A 13668-nucleotide genomic window follows, 5' to 3' on the forward strand; every position below is an offset into this window, starting at 1 on the left:
CAGCTTCTCGCGAAGTGCCCGATCCGAACGCCGCCGACCTGCCATCACAACCGCCCTCCGCCAAGCCGTTGCGACGACCACTTGAATCCACCCAATACCATGCTCTGCGGTACACGGACCGGCTGGCGGAGGCCGGCGTGCAGCCTTCAGTCGGCCGTGTCGGCGACAGCTACGACAATGCCCTCGCCGAGACGATCAACGGCCTGTTCAAGGCCGAGGTGATCCACCGGCGCGGTCCCTGGCGCAGCGTCGAGGCGGTGGAGTTCGCCACCCTCGAATGGGTCAACTGGTTCAATCACCGCCGGCTGTTGGAGCCGATCGGCAACCTGCCTCCCGCCGAGGCCGAAGCGCGCTACTATGCTCAGGCGCAGGAGCCAGCCCTGGCCGCCTGACTCAAACCAAACGGCCTCCGGGAAACCCGGGACGGTTCAGAGCCTTCCTCCGCTCCTGCGGACACGACCTCGCGCCCAACCTCATCTTGCGCCACGTCATCGGCGCCGAGAATGGTTGGCCGGTCGACCTCCCATGGCGCGATTGCACTGCCCTGGTCCGGTGAGGGCTGACCCATGTCGCAGCTTCTTACCCGCCTCACCAAGCTTGAGGTCCACACCCGCAGTCGTCTCCCGAAGATCCGGCTCTTCGCCTACGAGGCCCCCGCCGAGATCGCCGCAGGCGCGGAGCAAAAGTTCCTGCGCTCCTGCGGCCACGATCCGCAGCCGCACGACATCATCATCAAGTTCGTCGGTGCCGAGAACGGCAAGCCGAAGGATCTGCCCTGGCGAGATCGCACCGCGACCGTGCGCGGTCAGGGCTGTACCGCCGAGTGATGGGCCCGCGGCTGTTTCCCCGCTGATATGAACAAGGACATGACCATGCAGCAACGCGCTGGCTTTCAGAAGGGCCGGAGCGGCAATCCGTCTGGTCGCCCTCGTGGCTCCCGCAGTCGGGCGACCCTGGCGCTTGAGGTCATCTTTGATGGCGAGGCCAAGGAGATCAGCCGCAAGGCGATCGAGTTCGCCAAGGCAGGCGACACGGTTGCCCTGCGGCTCTGCCTGGAGCGGCTTGTGCCGCCGCGCAGGGATCGTCCGGTCCCGTTCGCACTGCCACCGATCGACACTGCCGCCGACCTGACCAAGGCGACCGCCGCGCTCCTCGACGCGGTGGCGCAGGGCGATCTCACCCCGTCCGAAGCGGCCGAGTTGGGCAGGCTGGTCGACGTGCACCTCAAGGCCGTGGAGGCAACCGAGTTCGCCAGCCGCCTCGCTGCCCTCGAACAGTCCACGAAGGCGAAATCCTGATGCCGAAGCTGTCGGACCGGCTAGCTCGGCTCGAAGCCGTTCACGCCGATCAGGCCCGAGGCGCTGCCGCCCCGCCCAACATGCTGGGCGTCTTGATCTATGCCTGCGCCATCTCTCTCGGCGGCTACCCGCGCCCACCTCAACCGCCTCCTTCCTATCTGAGGGACTGTCCCGGCGACGGTTTCGCTCGTGCGCTCGGCTTCAGCGATGGGGACGACTTGCGCCTGCAGATCGACGCTCACCCGAACCTCTGGCGCGAGCGCTTCGACGCGACGCTTACCGCGATGTTCCGCACCCAGGGCGTCGAGCGGACGACGACGAGCGAGGCCAACCAGTTCCGGGCTCTGGTGCGGATCCTTGCCACGGTCAGTGGCAAGGGCGGCCCGATTGGCTGGCGGGCTGTCGGTGCGGACCTCGACAGCTGGATGATGGCTGCCGGCTTCGATCCTGCGGCGATCAGGGCAGAAGCGCGTGCGTGAGAAACATCGGCCGCTTCCCTTGCGCACTGTACGGGAGGCACACACCCGAATTTTAATGGCCTGGGATGCCTACAACGTGCTCATGGACGAGGCCGACGCCGCGTTGATCATGGTCGTCAGCCGAATGCAGCGAACGCGGGCAACGACCCTGGAGGAAGTGATCGTCAAGGCAAAGGCGGTCATATTCGGGGAGAGGGACCTCGCACTCACCACCATCAACAACCTGCACGTGATGGGTGGTACCGAGCCGTCGCGGGCGAGTGGATCCCGTAGTAATTCGAGGCCGCTTCTGTGAGGAGCGGCTTCGGCTGCATACGACTTGAACGACGGGCTGACCTGCCTTCCAACAGCACTGCGGGCCATGGTGAAAGCGCTTCGCTGTTACCCGTATCGTTACCCGGACGGGAGAGCCGCCTAATGGGCGGACCGATATAGGCTCTAAGCCATTGATTTGGTTGGTGCCGGCGGAGGGGATCGAACCCCCGACCTTCGGTTTACAAAACCGCTGCACTACCGCTGTGCTACACCGGCCGACATCGGGAAGGCGTCGAGGACCACGCGACCGCCGCGGCGGTCCGGCGGCCTTTAGAACCCCTGCCCGGGCGGAGGTCAAGGCACAAACCCGCCCGTCCGCTCTCCGCCGCGCGGCCGGCCTCACCGCGTCAGCGCGGCCAGCGTCCGCGCCAAGTCGTCGGGGTCGATCCGGTAATCCTGGTTGATGCGCGCCTGGGTTCCCGCCCCCGGCCCGGCCTCCCCGTCGGTCGGCACGATTTTGAGCACGTAGTCGAGGCCGAGGAGCGCGCAGAGCTGCTCGAGCCCGCGGTGGAGGAACGCCTCGACGCTGAAGCGGCTCTCGAAGACCAGCACCCGCGTGCCGGGCCGGCAGAACAGCAGGTTGGACAGGTCGGAGCCGTGGCCGCCGACCACCACCCGGGCGCTCCGGAACAGCCGGGCCTGCTCCCGCGCCGGCAGCCCGCCGCAGGCCACCACGTCGAGCCCGAACCGGGCCAGGACCGGGGCGACCTCCTCGAAATTGGCGATGCGCCGCTTGGGCGCGGGCAGATCCTGGCGGCTCGCGAACAGCCCGCGCGGCGCCGCTCCAGGCGCGGGCCCGCGGGCGCCGAGGTTTGGGCCGGCGAAGCGGCGGACGATCGCGGCGAGCGGCCCGCGCGCCGGCCCCGGCCCGGGATCGCCCGCCCCGTCGAGCCCCCACGCGGCGAGGAGATGGGCGGCGAAAGCCCGGATCATCTCGGGATACAATCTGTTCTGGTCGAGGAACGAGACCAGGCAGGCCTCCTCCAGCAGGTGGTCCCGGCCGGGATCGAGGACCAGGAAGCGCTCGGCCGGGAGGCCGAAACTGTCCAGCACGGCCCGGTACGGCTCCCGCAGCGCGAGGGGATGGACGGCGATGCGCAGGTCCGCGCACGCCAGCAGGTCGGGGCGCAGCTGCCCAAGCAGCAGCAGCCGCGGGCACCAGTTGAACAGCCAGTGATACCACACGCCGTCGATCGGGCCGCCCAGCACGATGTGGCGCCCCGGGCAGGGGACGGGCGTTCCCTCCAGCCGGTAGCGGCCCTCCTCGACGCGAAACCGGGTCGGGAAGATCGTCTCGACGCCCGAGTAGGATTGGTTGAGGAACATCCGGCTCCGCCGGGTGTCGATCGGCACGAAGGCGCTCGTCACCAGAACGTCGCGCGCCGTGAAGCTCACGAGCTCCTGCGTGGTCCAGCGGAAGTCCGGCCAGAGCTGCAGGGCGCGCATCGCGACGCGGCGGGCGTCCGGGTAGTCCGCCGCGACCGCGTGGTCGTCGACGACGGTTCCGGCGAGGACCTGTCCGGCGGTCGGCGGGGTCATGGCGGGGTCATGGCGGGGTTTCGCGGCGGCGGGGCGCTCGGCGGCCGGGATGCGGCCGCCCGACGCGGGAAGAGGAGGCCGGGGGAGTCATACCACCGGTCATTTCTCATGACCGGTGGTGCGGCTCTCGAATTTTCGCCAAGCCTCTGATTCGCCAACCCTCTGGTTCGCCAACCCTCTGGCTTGAAATCGAAAATCCGAGATGGAGCAACGGCTCGATGCGTCAGCATCCTGAGCCGTTGGTATCAGTCCCGGCGGCGATTGGTCGAATCCCCGACCGGGGCGAGGCGCGGGAGCAGCGCCCGGGCCGCGTCCGGGTCGGTCAGCTCGGCCTGGAGATAGAGCCGCGCGATGTCGAGCCCGCCTTCCGGCCCGTGCTCGATCGTGAGGCTGCCGAACCCGAGGCGCGGCAGCAGCCGTTCGAGCAGCGTCCGGTCGATCCAGTGGAAGCGCGTGCAGGGGGAATCGTCGAAGGCGGAGTGGCGGCCCGCGTCGCGCAGCATGCGCTCGACGCCGCTCTCGCTCCCGCCATCCGCGAAGGTCGCCACCAGCCGCCCCCCGGGGCGCAGCATCGCCGCCGCGGAGATCAGGTAGACCAGGGCCGACTGGAAATCCATCATCATCAGGACGTCGATCGCGAGCCAGAGGTCGGCGGATCCGACCCGGCCGCCGTAGTCGCGCAGCAGGCCCTCGTTGTCGGTCCAGTCGATCAGGCGGGCGTCGAGCCGCCCCCGCGCCGCGGCCTCGCCGCAGCGCTGACGCAGCGCGTCGAGGAAGGCCGCGCTGATCTCGTAGGCGGTGACGCGGGCCGGCGAGCGGGCGAGCACCCACTCGGTGTACTTGCCCGATCCCGGGCCGATCTCGACCACCTCGCGCCACCCCGCCGCATCGCTCGTCCCGACGATCCGCCGCCAGGTCGCCTCGCGCAGCGCCGCGTCGGCCCATTCGTCTCCCGGCCAGGCCCAGTCCGCCCCGGCAGCGGCCTTGCGCGCTGGGAAGACGCGCCTGACGTACTCGTCGAAGAAGGATGCGGCCCCGGATCCTGGTGTCTGCACGTCGCTGCTCCCCGCCTCAGGGAGCGGCACCCTAGAGCATTTTCCGACGAAGTGGATGCCGGTTCGTCGCAGAAAATGCGGCAAGATCAAAGATCTAGAGCGGCACCCGGTTGCAACGTGATCGGGTGCTGCTCTAGAGATTGTCATGGGTCGTGGACAGGTGTCCTGCGGGCCATCGCAGCCTCCGGCCCGGATTGCCCGTAGGACGAGCGACGGGGCCCGCCCTCCCCCTCCGGGCGGGGATGACGCCACCACGGCGCGCCGCTATCGTCGGCCCGATCCGAATTCGCCCGGAGCGCGAAGGCACTCGTCATGCTGTCGGTGGGTGATGTGATCGTGACGGCGGCGCCGAAGCCTGCGGACAACGACAACGCATTCCGCGCGACGAACAGGTTGCGCGACCTCTGCGCGGGGCTCACGCTCCTGATCGCCGCGTCGGGGATCGGCCTGTTCGCCGTCCACCTCGAGGCCGTGTACGGCCTGCGGTAAGGGCGGGGCGGCGCCGCGCGTCCGACGCTGCCGCGGAGCCGCGAGCGCCGCCGGCAAGTTGTCGACCCGCGGCAAGCTCGTGTCGCGCTCACCCCCTCGGGCCGATGACGCGTTCCTGGCAACTGGCGTTCGGGCTCCTGCTCACGGGGCTCGCCGGCTACGTCGACGCGCTCGGGTTCATTCGCCTGAGCGGCCTCTACACCTCGTTCATGAGCGGGAACACGACCCAGCTCGCCGTCTTCCTGGGCCAGGGCCCGATCGACCACGTGGCGATGCCGGCCCTCCTCGTGCTGATGTTCCTGGCCGGCTCGACCCTCGGCAGCGGCTTGTCGATCCTCACCGCGCCCCGATGGTCCAGCCCGGTGGTGCTGGCCTACGAGGCGCTCCTGATCCTGGGCGCGCTCGCCTTCGGCCTCGCGATCCCGGATCTCGGCCTGGCCTCCCTGTTCATGGCGCTCGCCATGGGGTCGCAGAATGCCGTGCTCGGGTCGGTCAAGGGATTTCGCGCCGGCACCACCTTCGTCACGGGCGCGCTGCACAGCCTCGGGCAGAACCTCGCGGCGGCGCTGACGGGCACCGGCGCGCCCCTCGGCTGGGTCGGCGACGCGGCGGTCTGGGCCGCGCTCCTGCTCGGCGCGCTCTGCGGCGCCGTGGCCTATCACGCGCTGCAGCTCTACGCCCTGATCATTCCCGCCGGCCTCGCCGGATTGCTCGCCGTGGCAGCCGCCCTGTTCGCCGTCGCGCGCGGCTGAGCCGGCGCCGAGGCGCGCCCGCGACGGGTCGAGCAGGCGCGCGGCGCGCGGCCGGGCTCCCGGGCGACACGGCAGTCCGCCGCGGCGAGATCGGCCCTGGCGCACGGTCAGGTCTTCCGAGTCGGGCGCGAGGCTGGGGACCTCGCGGCCTCCGTATTGTGCCGGCAATCCAGGTCATCGCGGCATCGAAGCCGCGCGGCGCCAAGCATCCTCTCCACCCGCGCCGCACCGCAGCCGCCGCCTCAGCGTTGCCGATTCACAACATCAGCTGTGGATTCTTTGTGGTTTCCAACTTATTCACAACGGCTCAGGTTGCAGCAATCATGTCCGGCACATTCTACTGGTCTCCTGGTTCCCGAAGGAGCCGGTCTCAGCGGGGACGAAGATGGAGTTGTTGTTGATCATGGGCGCCGTGATGATGATGGGCGCTCTTTCCCTGTTCCAGGGGCACAGGTTCGTGGGCCAGCGCGGAGCGGAGGGCGCTCGACTTGAGCGTCGGGGCCAAGCGATCGCCTGGGACGCGCCGGGCGAGCGATGACCCCGGACGATCGCGACGCGCTCACCCGGGCCCGCGAGGCCCTTGCCCGGGTCCGGCTGACGCTCGCGCGGCGCATCGCCGCGACGAACGATCTCGACCTCTCGAATGTCGAGGCGCTCACCAAGGTGCTGGGCGCGATCGAGAGCATCGATCGCGCGCTGGTCGACGCGGGCCACCCGTTCATGCCGGCCGGTCTCGGCGCCGATCCGGCGCCCTGAGCAGCCTCGTCCGAACCGGTCATCCGCTGCCCGGACGATCACGTCCGGACAGCGGATGATCCGGGATCCCCTTGATCGAAGCGGGTCGCGTGTCACGAGCCCGCGCGGCGCCTGAGCGAAGCCGAAATCCGCTATCCCGAAGCGATCGCCCGGATCTGGGATGAGGCATCCGGCCCCGGCGGCACGCGCCTTGCTGGACGACCCGCGTTGCTCCGCCAGCAGACCCCCTCTCACGCGGGCGACCGGCGGCCGGGGGCGCCGCGGCGCGCTCCCGGTCACCGCCCCCGTCCGCGCCCGCGGCGATGCCGCGGCCCGGGGACGACGCGCGAGGCGCCCGGCCCCGCCGTCACAGCTCCTCGGCGCAATCCGCCGTCCGGCTGCTGGCCACCGGCTCGGATGACGGGCGGCCGGGGCTGAGGGGGGCGATGAGCCGCGCGTATTCGCGCTCGGCGGTGCCGTAGCCGGCGCCCGCGATCATCGCGAGGCGCGCACGGTCCAGAACGGTCAGCTTCCGGCGCCCCGCGGCGATCGCCTTCCCCCTCACGAGTTTCTGCAACGCCGCGGTGATGCCCGGGCGATGGGTTCCCAGCACCTGGGCCAGCACTTCGTGCGTGATCTCGATGTCGTCCCCGGGCAACCGGTCCGCGGCCTGCAGCACCCAGGCCGCCAAGCGCTGCTCGAGCTTGCACCGGTGCAGGCCGAGCGCCGTCTGGTGACCCGACACGATCGTCGCCTGCACGTACCGCATCAGGGTGAGGCGCAGGACGGCGTTCCGGAGGATCAGCTCACGCAGCGACCCGACCGCGATCCGCAGCGCGGTGCCGCCGACCCGCGCGCGCACCTCGTGCGGGGTGCGTCCGACCCCGAGCACCGACGCGGTGCTGACCATGCCCTCCTGCCCGACCACGGACATGTCGAGGCATCCGCGCCCGCCCGCGTCGAAGGACACCGACAGCAAGCCGCTCTCGGGAAAGAACGCGTACCGGATCGTCTCGTCGGCGCCGATGATCCTCTCGCCGACCTCGACCGGGACCTCCTCGCAGAGCGGCAGGATCCCGCGCAGCTCATCCGGCGGCAGAGAGACCAGCAGCTTGTTCCGCACATCGGCGTGCATAGCCAACACCCTGCCAGAGAGCCGCGAATCACCGGATCGGCGCCGATCACGCGGCGAGCGGCCGCCTCAGCGGCGCGCCCGCGGCCGATGCGAGGCCTCCGCTCTCACCGGCGGGGGCGGATCGGACAACAACAGCTCGTTCGACGAACAGTAACTGAGCGTCCTCCACTCCGTCCTGAGTTCGACCCAGTTGCTCATCCCGGATCCAGGATTGTTGGCGAAGCCCTGCACGAACTCCGCGGTCTCGTCGCGCCACCAATCCGCCCCGACATTCGCGATCAGGCCGAGGCGGGGATCGGTGACGCGCAGGTCCATCTGCACGTAGACGCCGTCGACGGAACCGGCCGGGAAGGTCCCTCGCGTGACCGGCCAGAAGTGGTTGTTGGACCCCTCCGGCGGGGCGGCGAAGGAGACCGTTCCGTCCTCCCCGCGGCTGATCGGCATCGGGCCCGCGCCGCCCCCGGTGAAATCGGCTCTGAAGAACCCGCCCGCGATCGGGTCGGCCTCCGAGGCTTGAACCTGTCTCCAGGTCCTCTCGATCCGGTCGTGAACGTAGGTCCGCACGCGCGCGACCTCGACCTTGCCGTCGAAGCCGCCGAGGGAAGGCCTGCGCTTGTTCTGATAGACCTGTCCCCAGGCGGTGACCGCCGAGAAGCCCGGCGGAGGGGCCGGGCGGGCCTTCTGGACCCCCGCATACCAATCGTAGCTGATAGGGACGCCGGCGGGCTCGCCCTCGCTGTTCCCCTTGGAATTCTGCCGGAGCGCCTCGCTCATCGACAGGGCGGCGGCGGCGGTCGCGCCGGGCAGGGCCGCGGCGGCTGCGATCGCGAGCCACGCCGCGGCGCGCCGGCACCGCGCGCCGACGCGCCGCCGGAGGCCCGGCCACGGGCGCGGCGCCCGAGCGCGCCCCTCGCAGCCCGGAACGGCTTTCCTCGCCATGGTCCAACCTCCCGTGCCAGGTCACGAATGCCGCGAACCGCCCGTCCGCGCGGGCCGCCTCAGGCGGCCGCCTGCGCCCCGGGACGATGGCGTCTGAGGAAATCCGCCAGGAAGCCCGGACACATGACCTTGGCCACGAAGCCCGAGGCGTAGACCAAGTCGCGGGCGCCGAGGTCGCGCCGCAGGTTCCATCCGGCCCGCAACCGCGCGGCCCGCGCCTCGGCCAGGGTCGGGTCCGCCAGGGCCTGCAACCCCCGCCGCGCGAAGCACCGGCGCGCGTGGTCCTTGATGTCGCGGCGCAGCCGGTCGTCGGAGACGCGCTCATCCGCCACCGTCGACAACAGGTCGACGAGCTTCGCGCCGTCACGCAACCGCCGCTCGACGGCGAGGCGGGACGTCTCCGAGCCCGCATGGTAGGCGAACGTGGCGCAGGGCGCGTTGATGAAGCCGACCGCGTCGGCGAACAGGAACGGCGCCCAGGCCGCCACATCGGCCATGTGGGGAAGCTCGGACGAGAAGCCGCCCCGCTCCCGCAGCAGGTCGGTGCGAAGGGCGACGCTGCACATCGTCACGGAGATGCTGTCGCTCAGGTATTCGAGGAGCAGGTCCGGCCCTCGGCAGATCCCCGTCGCCAGGGCGGCGCTCCGCCGCGCCGGACGCGTCCGCGCGCTCGCCAGCGAGTGCAGGTTGCTCAACCCGATGATCGCGGGGAGGCCGGGCGATTGCCGCACCAGCCGCGCGCAGCGCTCGAGGAAGTCCGGCTCGACCCGGTCGTCATCGCTCAGCACGACGGTGTACCGGCCCCTCGCCATGCTCAGGCAGGCGTTCCAGTTCGGAATGAGGCCGATGTTGCGCCCCTGCCGCACGAACCTGAGGCGCGGATCCGCGACGTCCTCCAGCAGCCGCCCGGTCGCGTCGCTGGACGCGTTGTCCGACACGACGACCTCGAAATCGGGGAAGCGCTGCGCGAGGGCCGAGGCGAGGCAGTCCCGAAGCAGGTGCGCCCTGTTGAAGGTTGGGATCGCTATCGTGAACAACGGCGGAGCACCGTCCGACTGAGCGCGATCACCCGACATCCTGTCCTCCCTCTCAAGCCGGCGCCGCGCGACCGCGGACCATCACGCCGGCGGCGTCAGCGGGTCGCGATCACTCCGCGGCGATCCGCCTGGGAAGCTGCCCGCTCCGCGCGGACAGAAGCAGCTGATCATCGACGTCGTCGTAGCTCTCGAAGCTGTCCATCTCCAGGAACACGGCGATGACGGAGCCGAGCACGAACCCGAAGGCCAGGGCGAGCAGCACCAGCTGCTGGACCTGCGGAAACAGCGGGGACGTCGGACGGTCCGCCTGCTGCACGACGCGGATGCTCGACAGCTGCGCCTTCTTCGCGCTGGCCGCGCTGATCTGCTCCTCCATCATGCGGTTTCCGTAGAAGTCGGCGGCGCTCGCCGCGCGGGCGAGCACCCGCTTGAGGCGCTCGTACTCCGCCTCTTTGTCGGTGATCGCCCTCAACTGGCCATTGACGGTCGTCAACTCCTTCTGCAGCAGCGCTTCGAGGCTGACCGCGCCGTTGAGATCGGAATTGAGCTTCAGGAGGTTGGCCATCGCGTCCTGGTAGACGCGGACGAGGAGCAGCGGCGGCGCCTCCTCGAAGGCCGGGATCGGGTCGCTCCCCTGCCCGGTCTTGGTGTCGCGCCCGCCGAGCCGGCCCACGATCGCCGACACGGTGCGGGACTGCGTGACCGGCTTCATGAGACTGAGCTGGTCGAGGATCGCCTGCTTCTGCCCCTTGCGGTCGACGATCGCGCCGCGCGTGGTGGCGATCAGCGCGTCGAGCTCGCTGGCCCGCTTCAGGAGCAGCGCCTTCTGCTCCGTCGTCGAGTAGATCGAGGCGGCGATCGAGAAGTTCTTCAGATCCGATGCGGCCTTGTGGGCCTCCTCCTCCAGCCGCTTGGCCTGCTGCTGAAAGAACTCGTCCGCCCCGGGGATCTGGACGAGGCTCGCCTGCACGGTCACCAGCGCCTCGGCGAGCGCGTTGACGAATTTGGGGGCGACTTCCGGGTCCGGGAAGCGGAACGAGATGCGCAGCAGGTCGGACCGCCCCTCCTGCCGCGCCGAGATGAGGTCGCGCAACCCCGCGACCGCCTCCGCCCGGACCTGGGCGGGGTCGCGCTTGCGCTGCCGCTTGGCGATGGTCTCGCGGACGAAGGCGCGGGCTTGCTCGACGAGGCCGCTCACCGGGCGGGCCGCCTCGAGGCTCAGCACGTAGGTCGAGGCGGCTTCGAGCCCGTTCAGCGCCGCGGCGGAGAGCCATGTCCGGAACTGACCCAGCAGCGTCGTGTCGCCCTTCATGGTCAGGCGCTGCAGTCCGACCTTGTCGAGCGCCTCCGAGATGACCTGGTCGGTGGACCCGATGCGGCCGATCGAGTCGAGGCGGGCGCTGAGGTCCACCGAATCGCCCAGCGTGCTCCCCGTGTTGTTCTTGTCCTTGATGCCCTGCCCGACGCGCACGAGCGTGTAGACCTCGTACCGCTCACCGACTGCCGAGTAATAGACGAACGCGGCCAACGAGGTCGCGAAGATCGATACGACGATTATACTCTTACGGCGCCACAAAATGGAGGGAGTGCTAGCGAAAATGAGTCCAGGACTGTAGCGACGCGAATGCACATGAGTCTCCATTCAAAACGGCGTCCAGACACCTTCACGCGGGAGCTTCAACGGGCGCGCCGTCGAGGGGCGAGCCGAGACCCAGCCGAGGTCTACATCCGATTGCCGGCGACGAGTTGACGTTCGTCAGGTTCGTGCATCGCGGGACCAGTTACATCAGCATCACTGGCGTATCTCCGGCCGACAGCGCGACTCGGCCGCCGCATTGAGATCACCTCGCCAGGGATGGGGAAACAGATGAAAGTTGTCATCCTTGCCGGTGGATACGGCACCCGCCTCAGTGAACACACCAGCGTCATCCCCAAACCACTTGTCGAGATCGGCGGCAGGCCGATGCTTTGGCACATTATGAAGATTTATTCACATTATGGTCTCAACGATTTCGTGATCTGCTGCGGCTACAAGGGGAATGTGATCAAGGATTATTTCTTGAATTACGCCAAACATGACAGCGATTTCACCGTCGATCTTCGGAATGACGTGATCGAATGCCATCGAAAGCCGACGGAGCCGTGGCGGGTGACGCTGGTCGACACCGGCGAGAAGACGATGACGGGGGGCCGCCTGAAGCGCGTGCGCCCGCATCTCGGCAATTCGACCTTCTGCCTGACCTACGGCGACGGGGTCGGGGACGTGAACATCTCCGAGTTGATCGCCTTCCACCACCAGCAGAGCGCGCTGGCGACCGTGACGGCGGTGCGGCAGCCCGGCCGGTTCGGAGCGATCAACCTGTCGGAGGATCGTCCGCGCGCCGCCGGCTTCCGCGAGAAGGACATGGCCGACGGTCAGATGATCAACGGCGGCTTCTTCGTCGCGGAGCCGGAAGCCCTCGACACGATCGACGGCGACGGCACCAGCTGGGAGAACGAGCCGCTCGCGCGCCTCATCGCCATGGACCAGCTCGCGGTCTATCGGCACCGCGGCTACTGGCAGAACATGGACACGCTCCGCGACAAGATGATCCTGCAGGAGCTCTGGGATCAGGGCAATCCGCCCTGGTGCATCTGGAACAAGCAGCGCCCGGCCTCCGCGCCAGCCGGTGCTTCGGAAGCGATCCACGCGGTCAGCGCGATCTAAAGGAGGCAGCATTGCGTATTTTGTACACTGGGTCCGACGGCTATATCGGCGCCGTGCTTGGCCCGAAGCTGCTGGAGAGCGGGCACGACGTCGTCGGTCTGGATTCCGGGTTCTATCGGCGGGGATGGCTGTTCGACGACGGACGCACCCGGCCGATGGTGATCTCGAAGGACACCCGCCACGTGACGGTCGCGGACCTGACCGGCTTCGACGCGGTCGTGCATCTCGCCGAACTCTCCAACGACCCGCTCGGGGAGAACGATCCCGAGGTCACGATCGAGATCAACCACCGCGGCTCGGTCGAGCTCGCGCGCAAGTGCAAGCTCGCCGGCGTGCGCCGGTTCATCTACGCCTCGTCCTGCAGCGTGTACGGCGCGGCCGGCGCCGAGGCGCGGGTCGAAACGTCGGAGGTCAATCCCCAGACGGCCTACGCGCGCTGCAAGATCATGGTGGAGAACGACCTGCGCAGGCTCGCGGACGAGACCTTCACCCCGGTGTTCCTGCGCAACGCGACGGCCTTCGGGGCATCGCCGCGGCAGCGCTTCGACCTCGTCCTCAACAACCTCGCGGGCTTCGCGTTCACGACCGGCAAGATCCGCGTGATGAGCGACGGCAGCCCGTGCCGGCCCCTCGTCCACATCGAGGACATCTGCCAAGCCATCCTGTGCGCGCTCGAGGCCCCGCGCGAGAACGTCAGCGGCGAGGCGTTCAACGTCGGCGACGACGATCAGAACTACACGATCCGGGAGATCGCCGAGATCGTCGGTCGCGTCTTCCAGAATTGTGAGGTCACCTTCGGACCGAGCGGACCCGACAGCCGGAGCTACCGCGTCTCCTTCGCGAAGATCGCGCAGCGCATGCCGCGCTTCCGGTGCCGCTGGAGCGCGGAGCGGGGCGCGCGGCAGCTGAAATCCGTGTTCGAGCGGATCCAGCTCGACGCGGCCACGTTCAACGCCTCGCCCTACACGCGGCTGTCGGAGCTGCGCAGCCTGCAGGTGACGGACCAGCTCGACGGGCATCTCCACTGGACGCAGCTGAAGGAACAGGCTTGGCCCGAGGCCGCCGAGTAGGCGCCGGCCGCGCCGGATCCGGGCCGGGCGACGCGGCCCGGCCGCCGGGGCCGGGCCGCGCGGCGGCTGCCGGTCGGTGCCCCTTCGGCGCGGCGCGGCGTCGCGGCCAGCGGGCGCC

The 13668-nt window shown here is 69.4% G+C and carries 15 protein-coding genes, 1 tRNA gene and 1 pseudogene; 10 read left to right on the top strand and 7 right to left on the bottom strand.

Annotation, left to right across the window (positions count from 1 at the left end; translation table 11 throughout):
- From MET2598_RS0111570 to MET2598_RS0111590, 5 genes and pseudogenes are all read left to right on the top strand, one after another.
- Positions 1–392, top strand: a pseudogene (locus MET2598_RS0111570) (integrase core domain-containing protein); the annotation flags it as partial.
- A 174-nt stretch (positions 393–566) separates the two neighbouring features.
- Positions 567–827: a hypothetical protein gene (locus MET2598_RS0111575; RefSeq protein WP_018260939.1), complete on the top strand. Its 261-nt coding sequence runs from the start codon at positions 567–569 to the stop codon at positions 825–827.
- A gap of 45 nt (positions 828–872) precedes the next feature.
- Entirely contained in the window at positions 873–1298 is a 426-nt protein-coding gene (locus tag MET2598_RS0111580; RefSeq protein ID WP_157182334.1) for a DUF5681 domain-containing protein, read from the top strand.
- Positions 1298–1777, top strand: a complete 480-nt coding sequence (locus tag MET2598_RS0111585) for a hypothetical protein (RefSeq protein WP_018260941.1) — start codon at positions 1298–1300, stop codon at positions 1775–1777. Before MET2598_RS0111580 ends, MET2598_RS0111585 begins: the two co-directional genes overlap by 1 nt.
- 55 nt (positions 1778–1832) lie before the next feature.
- On the top strand, positions 1833–2072 hold the full coding sequence (locus tag MET2598_RS0111590) for a hypothetical protein (RefSeq protein WP_018260942.1): 240 nt from the start codon (positions 1833–1835) through the stop codon (positions 2070–2072).
- Positions 2073–2233: 161 nt separating this feature from the next.
- Here MET2598_RS0111590 and MET2598_RS0111595 read toward each other — a convergent pair.
- From MET2598_RS0111595 to MET2598_RS0111605, 3 genes are all read right to left on the bottom strand, one after another.
- Positions 2234–2308, bottom strand: a tRNA-Thr gene (locus tag MET2598_RS0111595).
- A 123-nt stretch (positions 2309–2431) separates the two neighbouring features.
- Complete coding sequence (locus MET2598_RS0111600) at positions 2432–3631, bottom strand: glycosyltransferase family 61 protein (protein WP_012334675.1); 1200 nt, start codon at positions 3629–3631, stop codon at positions 2432–2434.
- Between the two features lie 245 nt (positions 3632–3876).
- Positions 3877–4686, bottom strand: a complete 810-nt coding sequence (locus MET2598_RS0111605; RefSeq protein ID WP_012334676.1) for a class I SAM-dependent methyltransferase — start codon at positions 4684–4686, stop codon at positions 3877–3879.
- A 312-nt stretch (positions 4687–4998) separates the two neighbouring features.
- On the opposite strand from MET2598_RS0111605, the gene MET2598_RS42145 reads away from it, so the two are divergent.
- The 3 genes from MET2598_RS42145 to MET2598_RS0111625 all read left to right on the top strand — a co-directional run bounded on the left by MET2598_RS42145 (position 4999) and on the right by MET2598_RS0111625 (position 6683).
- The gene (locus MET2598_RS42145; protein ID WP_012334677.1) at positions 4999–5175 is read left to right on the top strand and encodes a hypothetical protein; all 177 of its coding nucleotides are present in this window, start codon (positions 4999–5001) and stop codon (positions 5173–5175) included.
- A gap of 104 nt (positions 5176–5279) precedes the next feature.
- Positions 5280–5927 carry a YoaK family protein gene (locus MET2598_RS0111615; RefSeq protein WP_018260943.1) on the top strand — a complete coding sequence of 216 codons (648 nt, stop codon included), beginning with the start codon at positions 5280–5282 and terminating at the stop codon, positions 5925–5927.
- A gap of 534 nt (positions 5928–6461) precedes the next feature.
- Positions 6462–6683: a hypothetical protein gene (locus MET2598_RS0111625; RefSeq protein WP_012334680.1), complete on the top strand. Its 222-nt coding sequence runs from the start codon at positions 6462–6464 to the stop codon at positions 6681–6683.
- A 346-nt stretch (positions 6684–7029) separates the two neighbouring features.
- Here the strand turns inward: MET2598_RS0111625 and MET2598_RS0111630 are convergent, their stop codons facing one another.
- From MET2598_RS0111630 to MET2598_RS0111645, 4 genes are all read right to left on the bottom strand, one after another.
- The gene (locus MET2598_RS0111630) at positions 7030–7797 is read right to left on the bottom strand and encodes a Crp/Fnr family transcriptional regulator (RefSeq protein ID WP_018260944.1); all 768 of its coding nucleotides are present in this window, start codon (positions 7795–7797) and stop codon (positions 7030–7032) included.
- Positions 7798–7863: 66 nt separating this feature from the next.
- Positions 7864–8736, bottom strand: a complete 873-nt coding sequence (locus MET2598_RS0111635) for a hypothetical protein (RefSeq protein ID WP_018260945.1) — start codon at positions 8734–8736, stop codon at positions 7864–7866.
- Positions 8737–8795: 59 nt separating this feature from the next.
- A complete protein-coding gene (locus MET2598_RS0111640; protein WP_018260946.1) occupies positions 8796–9773 on the bottom strand; it encodes a glycosyltransferase family 2 protein in 978 nt (325 codons plus the stop codon).
- 109 nt (positions 9774–9882) lie between these two features.
- A complete protein-coding gene (locus MET2598_RS0111645) occupies positions 9883–11301 on the bottom strand; it encodes a hypothetical protein (protein WP_012334684.1) in 1419 nt (472 codons plus the stop codon).
- A 339-nt stretch (positions 11302–11640) separates the two neighbouring features.
- Between MET2598_RS0111645 and rfbF the strand changes: the two genes are divergently transcribed.
- Positions 11641–12480 carry a glucose-1-phosphate cytidylyltransferase gene (gene rfbF, locus MET2598_RS0111650; protein ID WP_026190666.1) on the top strand — a complete coding sequence of 280 codons (840 nt, stop codon included), beginning with the start codon at positions 11641–11643 and terminating at the stop codon, positions 12478–12480.
- 20 nt (positions 12481–12500) lie between these two features.
- Positions 12501–13550, top strand: coding sequence for an NAD-dependent epimerase/dehydratase family protein (locus MET2598_RS36370; protein ID WP_018260948.1), 1050 nt, complete (start codon positions 12501–12503; stop codon positions 13548–13550).
- Positions 13551–13668 lie beyond the last annotated feature (118 nt).

This window comes from Methylobacterium sp. WSM2598 (assembly GCF_000379105.1).
Taxonomy (GTDB): domain Bacteria; phylum Pseudomonadota; class Alphaproteobacteria; order Rhizobiales; family Beijerinckiaceae; genus Methylobacterium.